General features: G+C 49.0%; 10 protein-coding genes, 3 pseudogenes and 1 CRISPR repeat array (1 of these 14 only partly in view). All 13 genes and pseudogenes read right to left on the bottom strand.

Features of this window, described 5'->3' with window-relative positions; all coding sequences use genetic code 11:
• A CRISPR array of direct repeats spans nt 1-981; the repeat unit is 30 nt; unit sequence GTTTCAATCCCTCATAGGTACGATAAAAAC (it extends 3,524 nt beyond the left edge of the window).
• A gap of 429 nt (nt 982-1,410) precedes the next feature.
• Nucleotides 1,411-1,494, bottom strand: a pseudogene (locus ACVBDQ_RS11195) (hypothetical protein); the annotation flags it as partial.
• 32 nt (nt 1,495-1,526) lie between these two features.
• Entirely contained in the window at nt 1,527-2,411 is an 885-nt protein-coding gene (locus ACVBDQ_RS11200; protein WP_020279792.1) for an Rpn family recombination-promoting nuclease/putative transposase, read from the bottom strand.
• A gap of 209 nt (nt 2,412-2,620) precedes the next feature.
• A pseudogene (locus tag ACVBDQ_RS11205) lies at nt 2,621-2,758 on the bottom strand (IS701 family transposase); the annotation flags it as partial.
• A gap of 218 nt (nt 2,759-2,976) precedes the next feature.
• Nucleotides 2,977-4,119 (bottom strand): type III-B CRISPR module RAMP protein Cmr6, encoded by a 1,143-nt coding sequence (gene cmr6 / locus ACVBDQ_RS11210; protein WP_020279790.1) that lies wholly within the window; start codon nt 4,117-4,119, stop codon nt 2,977-2,979.
• A 12-nt stretch (nt 4,120-4,131) separates the two neighbouring features.
• Entirely contained in the window at nt 4,132-4,536 is a 405-nt protein-coding gene (gene cmr5, locus ACVBDQ_RS11215; protein WP_025039256.1) for a type III-B CRISPR module-associated protein Cmr5, read from the bottom strand.
• 14 nt (nt 4,537-4,550) lie between these two features.
• Entirely contained in the window at nt 4,551-5,438 is an 888-nt protein-coding gene (gene cmr4, locus ACVBDQ_RS11220; protein WP_025039255.1) for a type III-B CRISPR module RAMP protein Cmr4, read from the bottom strand.
• Entirely contained in the window at nt 5,438-6,568 is a 1,131-nt protein-coding gene (locus tag ACVBDQ_RS11225) for a type III-B CRISPR module-associated Cmr3 family protein (protein WP_446663226.1), read from the bottom strand. The genes cmr4 and ACVBDQ_RS11225 overlap by 1 nt, the downstream gene beginning before the upstream one ends.
• Entirely contained in the window at nt 6,565-8,205 is a 1,641-nt protein-coding gene (cas10, locus tag ACVBDQ_RS11230) for a type III-B CRISPR-associated protein Cas10/Cmr2 (RefSeq protein WP_446663227.1), read from the bottom strand. Before cas10 ends, ACVBDQ_RS11225 begins: the two co-directional genes overlap by 4 nt.
• Nucleotides 8,202-9,110 (bottom strand): RAMP superfamily CRISPR-associated protein, encoded by a 909-nt coding sequence (locus tag ACVBDQ_RS11235; RefSeq protein ID WP_020279859.1) that lies wholly within the window; start codon nt 9,108-9,110, stop codon nt 8,202-8,204. The genes cas10 and ACVBDQ_RS11235 overlap by 4 nt, the downstream gene beginning before the upstream one ends.
• A 10-nt stretch (nt 9,111-9,120) precedes the next feature.
• Nucleotides 9,121-10,452, bottom strand: coding sequence for a TIGR02221 family CRISPR-associated protein (gene csx2 / locus ACVBDQ_RS11240; protein WP_240432163.1), 1,332 nt, complete (start codon nt 10,450-10,452; stop codon nt 9,121-9,123).
• Nucleotides 10,449-11,648, bottom strand: a complete 1,200-nt coding sequence (locus ACVBDQ_RS11245) for a putative CRISPR-associated protein (RefSeq protein WP_025039251.1) — start codon at nt 11,646-11,648, stop codon at nt 10,449-10,451. Before ACVBDQ_RS11245 ends, csx2 begins: the two co-directional genes overlap by 4 nt.
• Before the next feature lie 383 nt (nt 11,649-12,031).
• Nucleotides 12,032-13,171, bottom strand: a pseudogene (locus ACVBDQ_RS11250) (RNA-guided endonuclease InsQ/TnpB family protein).
• Nucleotides 13,149-13,772 (bottom strand): IS607 family transposase, encoded by a 624-nt coding sequence (locus ACVBDQ_RS11255; protein WP_025039250.1) that lies wholly within the window; start codon nt 13,770-13,772, stop codon nt 13,149-13,151. The pseudogene ACVBDQ_RS11250 and the gene ACVBDQ_RS11255 overlap by 23 nt, the downstream one beginning before the upstream one ends.
• Nucleotides 13,773-13,969 lie beyond the last annotated feature (197 nt).

Below are 13,969 nucleotides of genomic sequence, written 5' to 3' on the forward strand. Positions count from 1 at the left end.
CCATATATCGAATGGTTTCAATCCCTCATAGGTACGATAAAAACTATGCTTGCAGCGTGCCAGCACACGCTTGGGGAAATAGGTTTCAATCCCTCATAGGTACGATAAAAACTTTGTTGCTTCTGCGCCACTTTTTCGAGCTGGGAAACGGTTTCAATCCCTCATAGGTACGATAAAAACATCGCTCGATGATCGCAACCGAGTTTTTGAGATTGGTTTCAATCCCTCATAGGTACGATAAAAACGAAAAGATGTTTACAAATCACCAAATGATGATATAAGTTTCAATCCCTCATAGGTACGATAAAAACGTATTCCACTGATGTTGTCGTAGCCATAGCGAGCCTGTTTCAATCCCTCATAGGTACGATAAAAACATGTGCTGAATGTGCTGACACGCATCCGGAACGAGATGCGTTTCAATCCCTCATAGGTACGATAAAAACTGGGCAATAGTTTCACCAACGCTTTCGCCTCGGCCTCGGCGTTTCAATCCCTCATAGGTACGATAAAAACGTAGTTCCGGCTGTTGTTTTCACTACAAGCGTGGAGTTTCAATCCCTCATAGGTACGATAAAAACGCTCCGGCGTCAGCTGATATGTCCGTACCGTTGTGTGTTTCAATCCCTCATAGGTACGATAAAAACTCGGCTTCACTGTACCGAGTCAGCTGTTTCAGCGAGTTTCAATCCCTCATAGGTACGATAAAAACGCAAGATGTAGATCATTCTTTTCCCTCCAATGCTTGGTTTCAATCCCTCATAGGTACGATAAAAACTTTTCAGCACTTGGCGTTGTACATAATCAACGGGATTCAAGTTTCAATCCCTCATAGGTACGATAAAAACTTCCTTAGCGTCATCGCCAGGTCTATTTTGGTGCAGTTTCAATCCCTCATAGGTACGATAAAAACAAAATGATTGAGGAAGATTTAGGCGAGCGCTTCGGCAAGTTTCAATCCCTCATAGGTACGATAAAAACCCCAAAAAGGCTTGTTCCATCAAGCTTTTCGGTTTGGAGCTATTTTCAGCATAGCACGTTTCAAAAATTCTGTCAATGACTTTCAATCGTGATGGCTGTAGGCTTGGAGCGTCAAAAACCATTGTCGTCGATCCCCCGGGTTTTTTGCATGATTGGAGGTCGACGACAATGCAAAGGCGGGTTGACTTCTTCGGCTGTTCGATCTTTTCCGCCGGCAGCCCGGTCAGTTCGTGGATCGTGTCGATATCCTACCCTTTCATCAACATTTCCTTCGCGATGTCGGGTTTCCCTTCCTCGATCCTTTTTGGCGTCCTTGTTCAATCCCATGCTTCATTCCCTGCTTGATCCTTGTCCGATTTCGCCGAAACTGCTCTCGTTTGATTGACGCTCCGAAGGCTTCACTTCCCGTGCAACTCACGGTACCAGTCGCTATGCAGGATATCTCGAAAGATTGATACTGTCGTTTCGATCTCTGTCAAGTTCAATTCCACAATCATCACATCGAAATACCCTCGTTAGATGGCCACCTCTTGTGTTTGATTTCCCTACTCTCTAAGCAATCCCCGAACATCTTCCTCTGAAAGATCCACCAACCGAGCAATGTCTTCCACCGTCATTCCTTTGCGTGCCATGTTACGAATCAGCTGTTTCATTCCTTGTTTCATTCCCTGTTTCATTCCTTGTTTGATGCCTTCTTCCAACCCTTGTTTCCTTCCCTTTTGCTCATAGGAAATGATCAGCTCCAACACGTTCTCTTTTTCTTTCGTTTCCATCGCCCTCACCTCTCTTTGGAGTTGTTGCTCTTCCTCCTCCGACAACTTCACATACGTTTCAAAAAAACCCAAGAGCAGCCGCTGCCTCGCTTCATCCAGCTCCAATCGCACCAACATGCGCAAAAACTCTTTTTTCAACTCGACTTTCTCACTTTCAGTATACCCCATTTTGCCAAGGAGGGCAGCCGCGATCGGATTGTCATGCCGGATGTAGTCCCGCCAATGTTTCTTGCGCAACTCCACCGGGAAAAAGCGGAACTGCAGCACCTCGCCAAAGGGAAACTCGATCGAAAACACGGACGGCTCCTCGCGGAGGGCATCATGGCTGAAGACGGCGATCGGAACGATGCGGGTGCGGTATTTTTCAAACAGACGGCTGAAATAGACAAACATGCGCTCTGGAAACGATGGCTGCACGTAGCTTTGATTCTCCACATGAACGATGATCAGCCCATCTTCTCCTTTCAGCTTCGTCTCGACCAACAGATCGACGCGGTACTTTTCTCCTGCGGTCACATCAGTGAACAGTTCTTCGGACAAAAAGGACAAATGGCGGAAATCGATATGCTCGTGGATGTCGGGGAAAAAGAGAAGGAGAAACTCTTCGAAGAACGTTTGGATCAGTTCTTTGAACAGCCGGTCATGGTCAATGGCCATTCCATCACCCCTCTTTGAACATGTTCAACATATCGATTCGCGGGCAAGAGGCAAAAATCCTGCATGGAAGATAGAAAAAATGGAGAGCTAGGATGTACATCAGCACATTGTGTCAGAATCCTGCCTTCAAATTAGTAGATGTGCATTTTTAAGAGAGGCAAACAAGGGGCCCCTTAGTCGGCATGAGGCTGGTTTTTGATTGCATCATCGAGAACGGTCAACGTTCCGGAAAATCCCTTGGTGATCAAGGCGGCGACGAGACGAACGTGATGCTTCAAAACCGAAAAGGTGAACCCCAATGTTATGAAAAACTTGTGAGCTCCTTGATAACGTGCTTATCCATTCATGAGACATGAACCTGTAGGAATGGTTGGCACATTGATTCTAACCAAGGAGTCCGGTTCATGTCTCCTTTTTTGTTTGGTTGCAAATTTATTACAGTTCATTTGCTCATCTAGAGAAATGATCTATCCATAAAAGAAAACAGGTTCTATTGAAGTTCGAAATCTTGTCGTCGATCCCCCGGATTTGGACACAATGGGGGTCGACGACAACTGGGATGGTGTCATTCGTCATTTAGCAGCTGTTGAAGCTTGTCAATTTTTTGCTTTTGTTTTTTGCTGATGCCTTTTCCCCATTCGCCGATGCGTTGCCAATACGCCTGCAAGGCAAGGGCGGCTTGTTTGTTTCGCTGCTCAAGGACTTGCTGGTACAGCACGTCTTTGCTTCGCTGCTTATCCGCTTCGCTGTCGGCGAGCCGTTCAATTTCGGCCACCAACCGTTCTTCGGGGGAGAGAAGAGCCAGCCTTGCTCGTTCTTCTTCCTCGCGTCTCTTTCGCTCCACCATTTCCTGCTCGATTTTTCGACGCTCAAGACGGGCGCGCTCTTTTTGCACCATTGGGAGGAATTCGGTTTCCGTCACGTCGTCCACTTCAGAAAATCGACCGTAGCCTGACGATGTTTTCGAACCGATCCCCCATTCCATCAACGCCTGTTTTGTGTATAACGATGCTGCCTCCAACAAACGGGCGGTTTTTTCATCGTCTCGAAAGCCATAGGCCGTTAAATAAATGTCTGCCTCTGCAGCCATGACCGTCCAAAACGAAACGGGAACAGGTTTTTGATTATCTGTCGCAGCGTTTTTTCCCTCATAATACTCCTTCATATGTACAGCGAGCACATCCTTTTCCAACCGCAATCCATCGATGAGAAAGATGTCGTAAAACTGCACCTGTCCTTTATTGCCTTGCGTCCCAAAAATCGCGCGTCCGTCTTCATGCTCGCCGAGCCGTTTCTCGTCCCCTTCGCAATACGCCTCGATAAACCAATGGCGCACAAGGCCTTTCAGACTGGAGGCAGGAATGTAAGGAAGACCGTACACGGGGTGGATCGTCAATGACGTCTCGCGAACATGCCCCGCGCCCAGTCCGTGGACAATTCGGCCAGAGAGGCGGGCTTTCAGCTTCTTGACTCCCCCTGTTTGCGCCCATTCCACCATGGCCTGTTCTCGCTGCGCCCGCAGCTGCTCGCCAACCTCTTTCAGCTCTGGGAGAATCGGGGCGGATTTCAACTGTTTCGAAGGTTCCCACACTTTTTTACGGTCATTCCACCGATGCTCAATAAAATAATGGAGATGGTACGCCAAATGCCCGATCGATTTATTGGCCTTTTGCACGACTTCTAGGGTGTCCTTTGGATGAAAAAGCATGCCCTCCCCTCCTTACTCTGCCGCCTTTGCATCGTCTTTCGCCATCCCGTCGGCAAACTTGCGCATCCAATCTAACAGCGCCATGGCTTCCATCGTCCATAACCGGTAATCAGCGCTCGATAAGTTGACGACAGCCTCGACGAGTTCTTGGTTTGCCGATGAAAATTGATCCGGAAACTGTTCCCTCATCCATTTTGCGAGGGATTGATAAATCGCCTTGTATTCCTTCCCTTTTTGAAAACAAAACGCCAATGCTTGTCCGAGACCGTTGACTTGAATTAAGGACGGCATTTTTTTGACGTAAGAACGATAGTTTTCGAAGCTTCCTCTCAATCGTTCTTTTGCCTGTTTCACTTCTTGAAACGCAAATGCGGCTCTCCCGTTCTCAATCCCCACACGCTTCACGTTTGTTTCCATGGCTTCTCCTCCGTTCACACCCAAATCGTTCTCATCATTCCGCGACCTAATGTACTGTTCCCGCCAAGCTGAAAGACGGATGGAAATTTGTTTTCATTCAGAAAGTACCGTTCAATATCCGCAGCCTTCGCAAGACCGTCTATTCCGTCTCCCCGTACATCACCAATGTAGAGGAAACTGTAAAAAACCGTTTCTGGCGGAACATTTTCCTCATACCAGAGCGCACCGTTGTCAACGGTCCCTGTCTCCGGTGAAATGCGAATGCGCGCGTTAATTTCGGTCGACAATTTGACGAAATCCGTGAAATCGTCATCGGAGAGAACAACGAGTCGATCTACAAGACGCAGGCGGCAATGCTCCCCAAGGAGGGCGGCAAGTTGTTCCGCCAGCTGTTTCGCTTCAGAAGAGACGGTGACCGAAAACGCATACTCCTCCAACACAATGCGTCCATTGACCGCCATCAACCGGTCGGAACTGACCGTGTTCGGTGCGGGCATCGGAAGAAGTTGAACTTCTTTCCCGATCGATTGCTGATGAACGCTCATCTCTTGATTCCACCGCTCAATCACAAACGGGCACGTAATCCAAGCAAATACGCCGCGAAGCGATTTAACCGGAAACAGCAAAACACGTGCATCACTCAGAGCAATGGCGCTCGCTTGTGTGACGCTTTCCTGTCCTTTGTCCGCGCCGAAAATCAGTTCAAGCTTCTTCCTATCTTCAGGAAGCGACTGTGTCATGTGATACCGAAGCGCGCCTTTGAGCGAGGAGCTTTCGATTTTTGGAAATCCTGTATGCTTCTCCCGCTGGATAGGCAAGTCGACAAACCCGATCTCGCTCCCACTCCCCGCATGGACAGACGTAATGGCATGCATAAGAAAAGGCCGTACGATCGAATACATTACAACTCCTCCTCGCTTTCTTTTGCACTCGTGATCACCGCAAACCCAAACCCTTCCTCTGCCCCTTCATCAGTGAAATGAACACCGTCAAGGGCAGAAAAGACATGGGGCAAATCATCATCCCGCTCGATCTTCACGTAAATGACAGAACCCGCTGGAACCATCCATTTTCGCGGTTTTGGACGATGTCGGACGATGTCCCATCCTCCGTACAACTCCGGTCGTCCGATGGAAGCGGCAAGCCATGTCACCACCGCTCCGTTCGGCCATGTCCACCGATCACCGTCCATCGCAATCGGACGAGAGCCGTTGGCGAAAATCGCAGGGGACAAAAAGATAATCTTTGCCAGCCTCGTCCGCTCGATGTCTTGTTCAATCCTCTTTTTCTCGTCCGGATTCCATATACGAAGCATTTCCGGCTGCTGGCGGATAGACCACGGCCGGTTTTCCCCGCCGATCCGCGCCCACTTTACCTTGGAGAAATCAGGACCATCACCGATGTAAGCGACAAGGGACGCCCCATCTACAAAACGCCCTTTCGCCACCCGGTATAAAAGCCCCTTTTGGGCTGTTCGGCTGGACGTGTCGAGTTGAATTCCCACCTTATCTTCCCAAGCGATGAACGATGACAATGAACAAAGGGAAGAGATTGGCTTATTCTCAAGAAGCGCCTGCTTCCATTCCTCCATCGGGACGTAATAGTGCTGTGGACTTTTCGTTTTGTCACGCCGTGAAGAAGCAAGTCGCCACATTGAAGAAGATGACGAAAGCTTCCGGTCTCGGACAAGCTGCAATGGATACGCTTTGAGCGATTTTTCCTCCTCTATGACTTGATAATCAAAGGGCAGGGGAAAGAACAAGACGTCTTCTTTCGCCAGCGTGCAATAATGGAGACAGAACTGCCCCCGCTCAGTCGGGGTGCCCATCCATCTCCTCACCTGTTCATCACTGCCCCTCGCAAAGTCGTCAAACGTGCTGTACGCATAAATGTACGCCGCCCGCAACGCGCCGTAAATCGTATTCGGGCGCGGAGGGAATATCGACTCCATCACCGTCGCCTCCCCCGCTTGCGTCGCATGATGGTTTTTAAAGAAAAACGTGTCTACCGGTGTCAAGACTAATTTTGTCATTGCCCGTTCCCCTCGCTCCGTTTGAAAAAGGTCAATATCTTTAACAGATACAAAAAGTCATAGCCGCTGCGAACCGCTTCATGCAAAGACAAAAGAACTTGCGTGTGATGGGCGATCTCTTGGGCGCTCAGATGGCTTCCCTCTTTTACAGACCGCTTAAGCAAACGCCGAAGCTCTGTCGCGAGCATGTCGCCATTCTCCCATTTAGGGCAGTGCCGCTCATGCAGCAGCGGGGCAAACGCGGAAGCGAAATGAAAAATAAAGTTCGGCGACAGGGATGTTTTCAACAGATGAATCCATTGATCCAATAATTGTGAAACCTTCTCTCCCCCAATCATCCATGGGAGAACCGCTTCCGAAATCTCACCAGAGCGGGTGTGAAGCGCTAAAGCAAGGGCGTCCTTTTGCTGCCCCGTCTTGTCGTTGGAATACTGTTTCGCCTTTTTCTCCAACGCTCTGACAGCGTTAAGAACGAGATGGAGCGGCGACTTTTTGTGAGCGATGACCACGCCAAACGAGGCGGTCGCTCCATGACCTAATCCTTTCCATTCATCGCCAAACGCCAATCGGAGCTCCTCCGCCGCTTTCAGCACCGTCTCGGTCGGCAAGAAGGCGAGAACATCATCGCCTCCTGCATAAACAAGCTTGCCGTGGCATTGTTCTTCGACAATTTGAGGAACGACTTCTTTCGCAAATCGCGCCAACTTTTTACTCGTTTCGCTATACTCCTCTTTCCGCTCCCCGGAGAACCATTTCCCCATGTTGTCCCCATCCATCATGAGCACAGCGTAATAATCGCCCGCTCCGATCTCGAGGACAGACGGAAACGACAAAAACGAGGCGCCAAACAACTTGGAAAAATAATCGCGGGCGGCCCGTTTTCCTAAACAAATGCCGCATAAAAATTCATTGTCTTGAATCCGTCCCGCGCGGCGGTCATCTTCTTCGCCCCCAGCTCCTTGAAATTCCGCCGCCCGCCGCTTCCAAAGGTGGAGCGTTTTCCGCTTGATCTCACCGTAATGATCCGTTTCCTTCATCTCGGCAAGCCGCAACGCCTCCCTTTCCTTGCAGACGGAGCAAACAAGGCCGGATTGGGAAACAGGAATGTAATGCTTCTCATTTTTCAGCGCCCCCAACCGCCGTTCGGCGCGTTCACGCACGGTCCGGAACGAAGCGGACGGCTCATACGGTTCAGCGACCCAGTACACTTCTAAAAACGACTGCACTTGTTGTTCCACCATCATCTCCAGCCATTCATACTCTTCAGCAGTGAGATGTGGAAACACGCGTCGAATGGCTTGAAAGCAGAAGTCCAGAAACACTTGGCGAACATTGTCCTCCACTTCGCGCAGCCAGCCGCCAACCTTTTCTTCTGTTCCCTTCATCACCACCGTCACGCGGTTCGGGATCGAAGCAATGCGAAAATCCCGCGCAGATGGCGACCGCAACTCCTCCCTTGTGACGAGCGGGTATACGACTTCACAGTTGGCGTCCAATTGGTAAAACTGTTTGATCGCCTCTCGCACCAAGTGGGACAAAATATAACTTCCGCCCCAAAAATCTTCCGTTTTGCGGGCTGAAGCGATAAACGACTGCACAGGCCCGACCGTAAAAATGACGATATAGCGATTGGTCATATCCTCACCCCAACGATCTCTAAAAACCGGTTTCGATCCCGCTCATAGCGCGGCTCGCTGTAGCGCGAGCCGCCGCTTCTCACTTCCGTCACAATCGGGTGGTACCGATTCCCAATTTTTCTCACCGTGCACCATAATGGCGAAGAAAGCTTTTTGCTTCCTTGCACAAAACCGAGATTTCCATAGCGGTTCGCTTCATGCGACGCTTTTCCAAACGCCCTTGTCACTTCCGCGGCGCTTTCTTTCCCCTCCCCAATCCACACTGCGGACAACACAGGGTGCAGCGTCCGAATGTCCTCGCGGCGCGCCACGAGGCAGCCGTCCTCCGCAAAGGAAAACGCCTCCGCCACTCCGATGTGCTCAAGCACCGTACGCAAACTTTTGGCGTATTCCCCAACGTTATTCCACTGATGCCCCGTCCATTGCACAGCTCCGAACCCGCGGCGCGACCGCTGCCCGAATCCCGCCAGGTGAAGCATATACTGAAAGTGCCATTCATACGCCGGAAGCAGCTGCTCATGCCGCTTCCGCACCGAAAGCGTCACCGTCACCTCCCCACCGGCAGGAAGGGCGGGGACAGGCACAGGAGATGTGCGGTGCGGCAACATGTTTTCCCGTTTCGTTCCTTCCATCACGCCCGCCATGGATAAATGAACGGGGGATTGCTGCTTCGTCTCTCGCGTGCCGCCAAACCATTCTTCTTCTTTGGCAAGCAAATCGCGGTGGTTCGTCTCGCTTTGCAACGTCCGCCACCAGTACCGCCATACCCCGCGCAGCGACGGAATGCGAAACTCCGCCTTTGCCTTCGGATCAAACCCGTGAATGGCGGCCGGCGTCAACAGAACAAGCTGATACGGCGACTGAACAATGGCAGACGCTTCGTTCCATTTCAAACGTTCCATCATCCGCTCTCCTTTACGTTTGCATCGACTTTGCCAACATCGACATTTTCTCAAAGAATGTAAAAAGTTCCTTAAATGTCGTCTCGGCATCCGGCCAAAATTTTTCCGCTTTTAACGGCTGCGGGCGCGCCCCAGCGTGATTGATATCGTTGCGCCGCTCCTTCACCAAGCCAAACGGTTCCAAGTCGTTCCGATAAGGAGACAAGGCGTTGACCATTTGTTCGACCCGCTCCATAGAACGAACACGCCATTGGTCCTTCGGAATATTGCGCAACAAAATTTGAATGGCAGAATGAACGTCGCTCCGAATCCCCTCATTTCGCGGGTCGAACCCAAACACCCGGCAAATGGCCGTCACCCCGTTTTCCTCCAACATCGTCAACGCCGATTGAATAAGACCGTGATCCAGGCACCAACGTACAACTTTCCAGCTGTTCATAATCGGGTCATCATCAAACATCGCGTACTTTTTCTCCATGGCATCCAGCAACGGAACGAGCGGTTTGATCGCTTCCGTCGGCGACGAACGAACACGGTCGAGCTGCTGGCGAAATTTCTGCACTTCCTCATCGATTTGCAGGCTTCTGCACGTGCGGATCGCTTTCTCCGTCTGATCGAGCTGTTCCGTCAACTTGTTTAACCCCGCCACCTCCTTCCGCATCTCTTGGCTCGAAGACGGATTGCGGAACACTTCACTGTTTTCCTTCTTGGTCAGCGCCCGAATGATGGAAGCATCTCCGGTGCGTAAAAATTGGTCGACCCCGTTCGTCCAATCGAGCAACCCCGCCATGCCCGTCAAATTGACAATCGGCGCCAACCGCCGTTCTGGAGGCAGCTGTTTGACATCGGCTGGACGCCCAAGCATTTCAAACCAGCCGTAAACGATCGCGCCAATGTCCGCTTTTTTCACAAAGCGGGCGTAGTTCAACACGATGAGCGCGACAAACGGGATGGAACGGAAACTGTGGGTGATGTCAAAATAAATCGTATCCCCTTCCCGAATTTCATTCAGAATGCAGTCAAACAACCGCCAATTGGCCTGTTCATCCTGACGGCTTTCCATTTCCACGAGCTTCACATTCGCCTCAGGGGCGATGCGCTGAAAAGCGGTGGTCAAGCCCTCCAGCCGCTCCTCCCCTTTCAAGCGGTCTTGCCCATTCCGCTCCCGCGCCTCTTTCGTCGCAAACACCACCACATCCATCGGCCCATCCCCGCGAAACAACTCATACACCGCTGTCTGGATAAAACGCGTATAAGAAGACACGTTGCCCTCGTATGTGTAATAACAATATTCATAATCGCTCAATCCGAGAAATGACAACAGTACTTTTCTTCCCACGCTCATCTCTCCATTCCCACCAACCGTCTCGTCATATCGACAAACGGCGAATTATCTTCATAAATCCCTTTCCCTTTCGACGCTTCCCGCTCATAACGATTATGGTCGAGCCATAAATAGTTGGCGTACAGCCGATCTTCCCGCTCATCATACCGGTAGGCAAGGCGAAACGCTGTTTGCCCGTTGCTGGCTCCTTTGTACAAGTGATATTTCACTTTGCGCCCATCGATCGTTTTGAAGGCTTTTTCATGATGCAACACCGCAACGTCGCCCTCTTTATGCTTCAGCTTCTTCGCCAGCTCCCGCATCTGCTGGTGCACAAACAACGACTGATGGTGATTATGCCGAAGTAGATCGGCGACTTGTTTCGATACAAGGTACGTTGTCGCAAACAAATGTTTATATTTTTCATTCTCAAGCAAAAATTGCCCAAACGCGCTTAAATACACCAACTCCTCTTCTTGATGAAACAAAAATGGATACTGAAGAACACATTGTTTTTCATGGTAGGAAAGCGAATCCACGCTGACCATATCTTTCTGGCATTTCCGCAACAAGTCGAAATGCTCATGGACAAACTGCTCGTCAATATGTATGGGCACAGGAGGAATCTCATGCAACACTTGGCCGTCCTCATGCATATAAGCCGTCGGGTAGTGCAGAAACGCCCCGACGATGTAGCCCAACGATGTCATCACTTTATACCCGCCAATCGGCGCAAAACAAGTTGTTGACGGTTCCCCGTGGGAGAGAGCATCCGCCACCTTCCACATGTATTCCCCCAATGTCTCTTGCATCCGTCTTGGATGATTCACATCCACATCCACGTACATGACGCGAACATTTGCCGCAAAGTCTTCCTCAAGCAATCTCGTCAACACGGCTTCCACAATCCGTCCTCCCACCGTGTCTGTCGCAATGAGGACAACCGTCGGCCTCTCCGCCAATTTCCCTTGTCGACGAAGTTCATAAATCATCGAATACTCCGCCGACACACGGTTGGGATCCCGGGCGGCCTCATGAGCAAACTGCCTGGCATGACGAATCCATTCGTCAATTTTTCGTTGTTTTTCCTCATTGATGTTGGCCGCGCTCAACCAAGGACGAATCTCCCCCATGATTTCATCCCGATTCATCGAGAAAACGTTCCTGTTTCCTGTCAACAGCGACACACCACACGTTACAACAATATGCTGGTACAACCGCCCTTCCCCTCCATATTTCTTTCATCTTGGGAAAATATAGCTATGTTTATATCAATTATATCCTATTTTTCAAGTATAGAGGGAGATATTTTTCAACAATTCCAAACATTTTACCGCTGAAGAGACGGGTGAAAAACGAATTTTCCACCCAACTCCGCGAAGGCGAATGGAAAATAACAAGGCCCCTCGAAAGTAAAAGAGCGTCTCTTCCAGCTGGTTTTTCCGCTGCTCCCGTTACGCAAAACTTACAAAACTCTACAAGAGACTTGCAGAAGTTTTCGTTTGCTTCCTTGTTCATCGCGTCCGATTTCGCCGAAGCTACTCTCGTTTGGTTGACGCTCCGAAGGCTTCACTTCCCGTGTAACTCACGGTACCCGTCACTATGCAGGATATCTCGAAAGATTGATGCTTGCATTTAAATCTCTGTCCATTTCAAGTCCACAAGCCTCACATCGAAATACCCGTTCTGACAGCTTGAATGATTGTTTTACATCCCCGCATGAACTGCACGTTTTCGATGATGGATGCCATCTGTCGGCTTCCACCCATTCGATCCCATGCCATTCACATTTGTGTTTGATTTTTTGTTTCAGCATGTACAAACGTTGTTGTTGAATGGCTTTGGATAGATGACGGTTTTTCATCATCCCCTGAATGTTTAAATCTTCCATTACCATACGAGAAGGCTTGGTTCTCACCAACTCGTTGACGACTTTGTTTTCGTAGTCCACGCGTTTATGTTCCAATCGAATCCGCATCTTCTGCATCTGTCTCTCGAGTTTTGCAATGTTGCGTGTTTTGACGTAACGGACTGCACCACCTTTCTCTTGAATTTTATTCATTTCATACTTTCTTGAGCATTGGCGTTGCAACCGACGCAAACGCTTTTCTAGTTTTTTGATTTCTTTCGTTTTGTTTATGTTTTGGAATGCCCGACCGTCTGAACAAACGGCCAGATTTTGTATTCCCACATCAATTCCTAGCGTATGGCTGTTTAATGCGATAGGCGGCTTTTGGATATCATATCCTACGGATACATACCAATGCACACCGTCAAACGTGATCCGAGGGTTTTTATACTTTGTATTCGTTGGAATTTTTCCTCATTCGGATAGGCGCACCCAGCCGACTTTTTCGAGATATACATGCGTATCGCGAAACTTGATTTTGGCTGTGTCGTGATAGAAGGACGGTTTGCTTCTCTTTTTGCTTTTAAACCTCGGCTTTCTTGCTTGCCCCTTAAAGAACTTCTTGTATGCCTCGCAAGCATCCTTAATGGCTTGTTTGGTGATGTTGTTGGAATACTGATATAGCCATTGATAATTTGGATCGTTTTGTTTTAAAGCCGTCAGCCTTTTTCGCAACTCCCCATCCTTGATGAATGTGCCGCCCTTTTTGTAGTTGGCTTCTTGTTGTTCAAGCGCCCAATTGTATGCCCAACGAGCCACACCAGCGGAGCCAAATAATGCGGTCTTTTGCTTGTTGTTTGGCTCTAGCCTAACTTTGATGGACCGAATCATCCTCAAGCCACTCCCTTATCATCTTCTTGACTCGGTTGGCTCTTTTCCCTTGAAGTTTACAACTGAAAACGGTAATAATTTGGACTAAATCCTCGACCAGCTCTTGTTCTTCTGTTTTTTCTGTTTGGTCAATGATTTCAATTTCTGTCCCATAACGTTGACAGATTTGTTCAATCAGTTCAAACCCAAAACGAACGAATCGGTCTTTATACAAAACAACAATTTTTTCCACTTCATGATTACAAACCATGTCGATTAGGCGGCTTAATCCCTTTTTCGTGTAGTTGATTCCACTTCCAATATCTTCGATGATTTCAAACGAATACCCTTTTGCAATCATATACGTGCGTACTGCTTCAACTTGCCGTTCCAACTCATCTTTTTGTTTCCGACTCGATACTCGACAATAACCAACGACTTTTTTAGGAGGAGTTGCCTTTTTGATCCCAAGTATTTGATGAAGCTGTTCTTCTGAATAATAGCGAAATCCTGACGGTGCAACATAAGCAGGCTTTAAAACATTATTTTTATCCCAATTTCGCAAAGTTTGCTGACTTTTTCCGATAAGTTTTGCAAATTCGCCAATACTATAATACTTCACAACAATCAACTCCCTACATAAATAACACCTCACATTTCGCACCCTAACAAGGTCAAAACAAAGGATTTTTTATTTAGTTTTTCAGAATAACTTTTTGACCAACACAACGAGCGATGGCAATCCTTTTTTTACCATCGCTGGTCGTTCCGTATCACGTTACACGTAGATGCTCTCATCCATGCCCAATCCCTGCAGAA

The sequence above is a fragment of the Geobacillus sp. CCR genome, assembly GCF_052906625.1.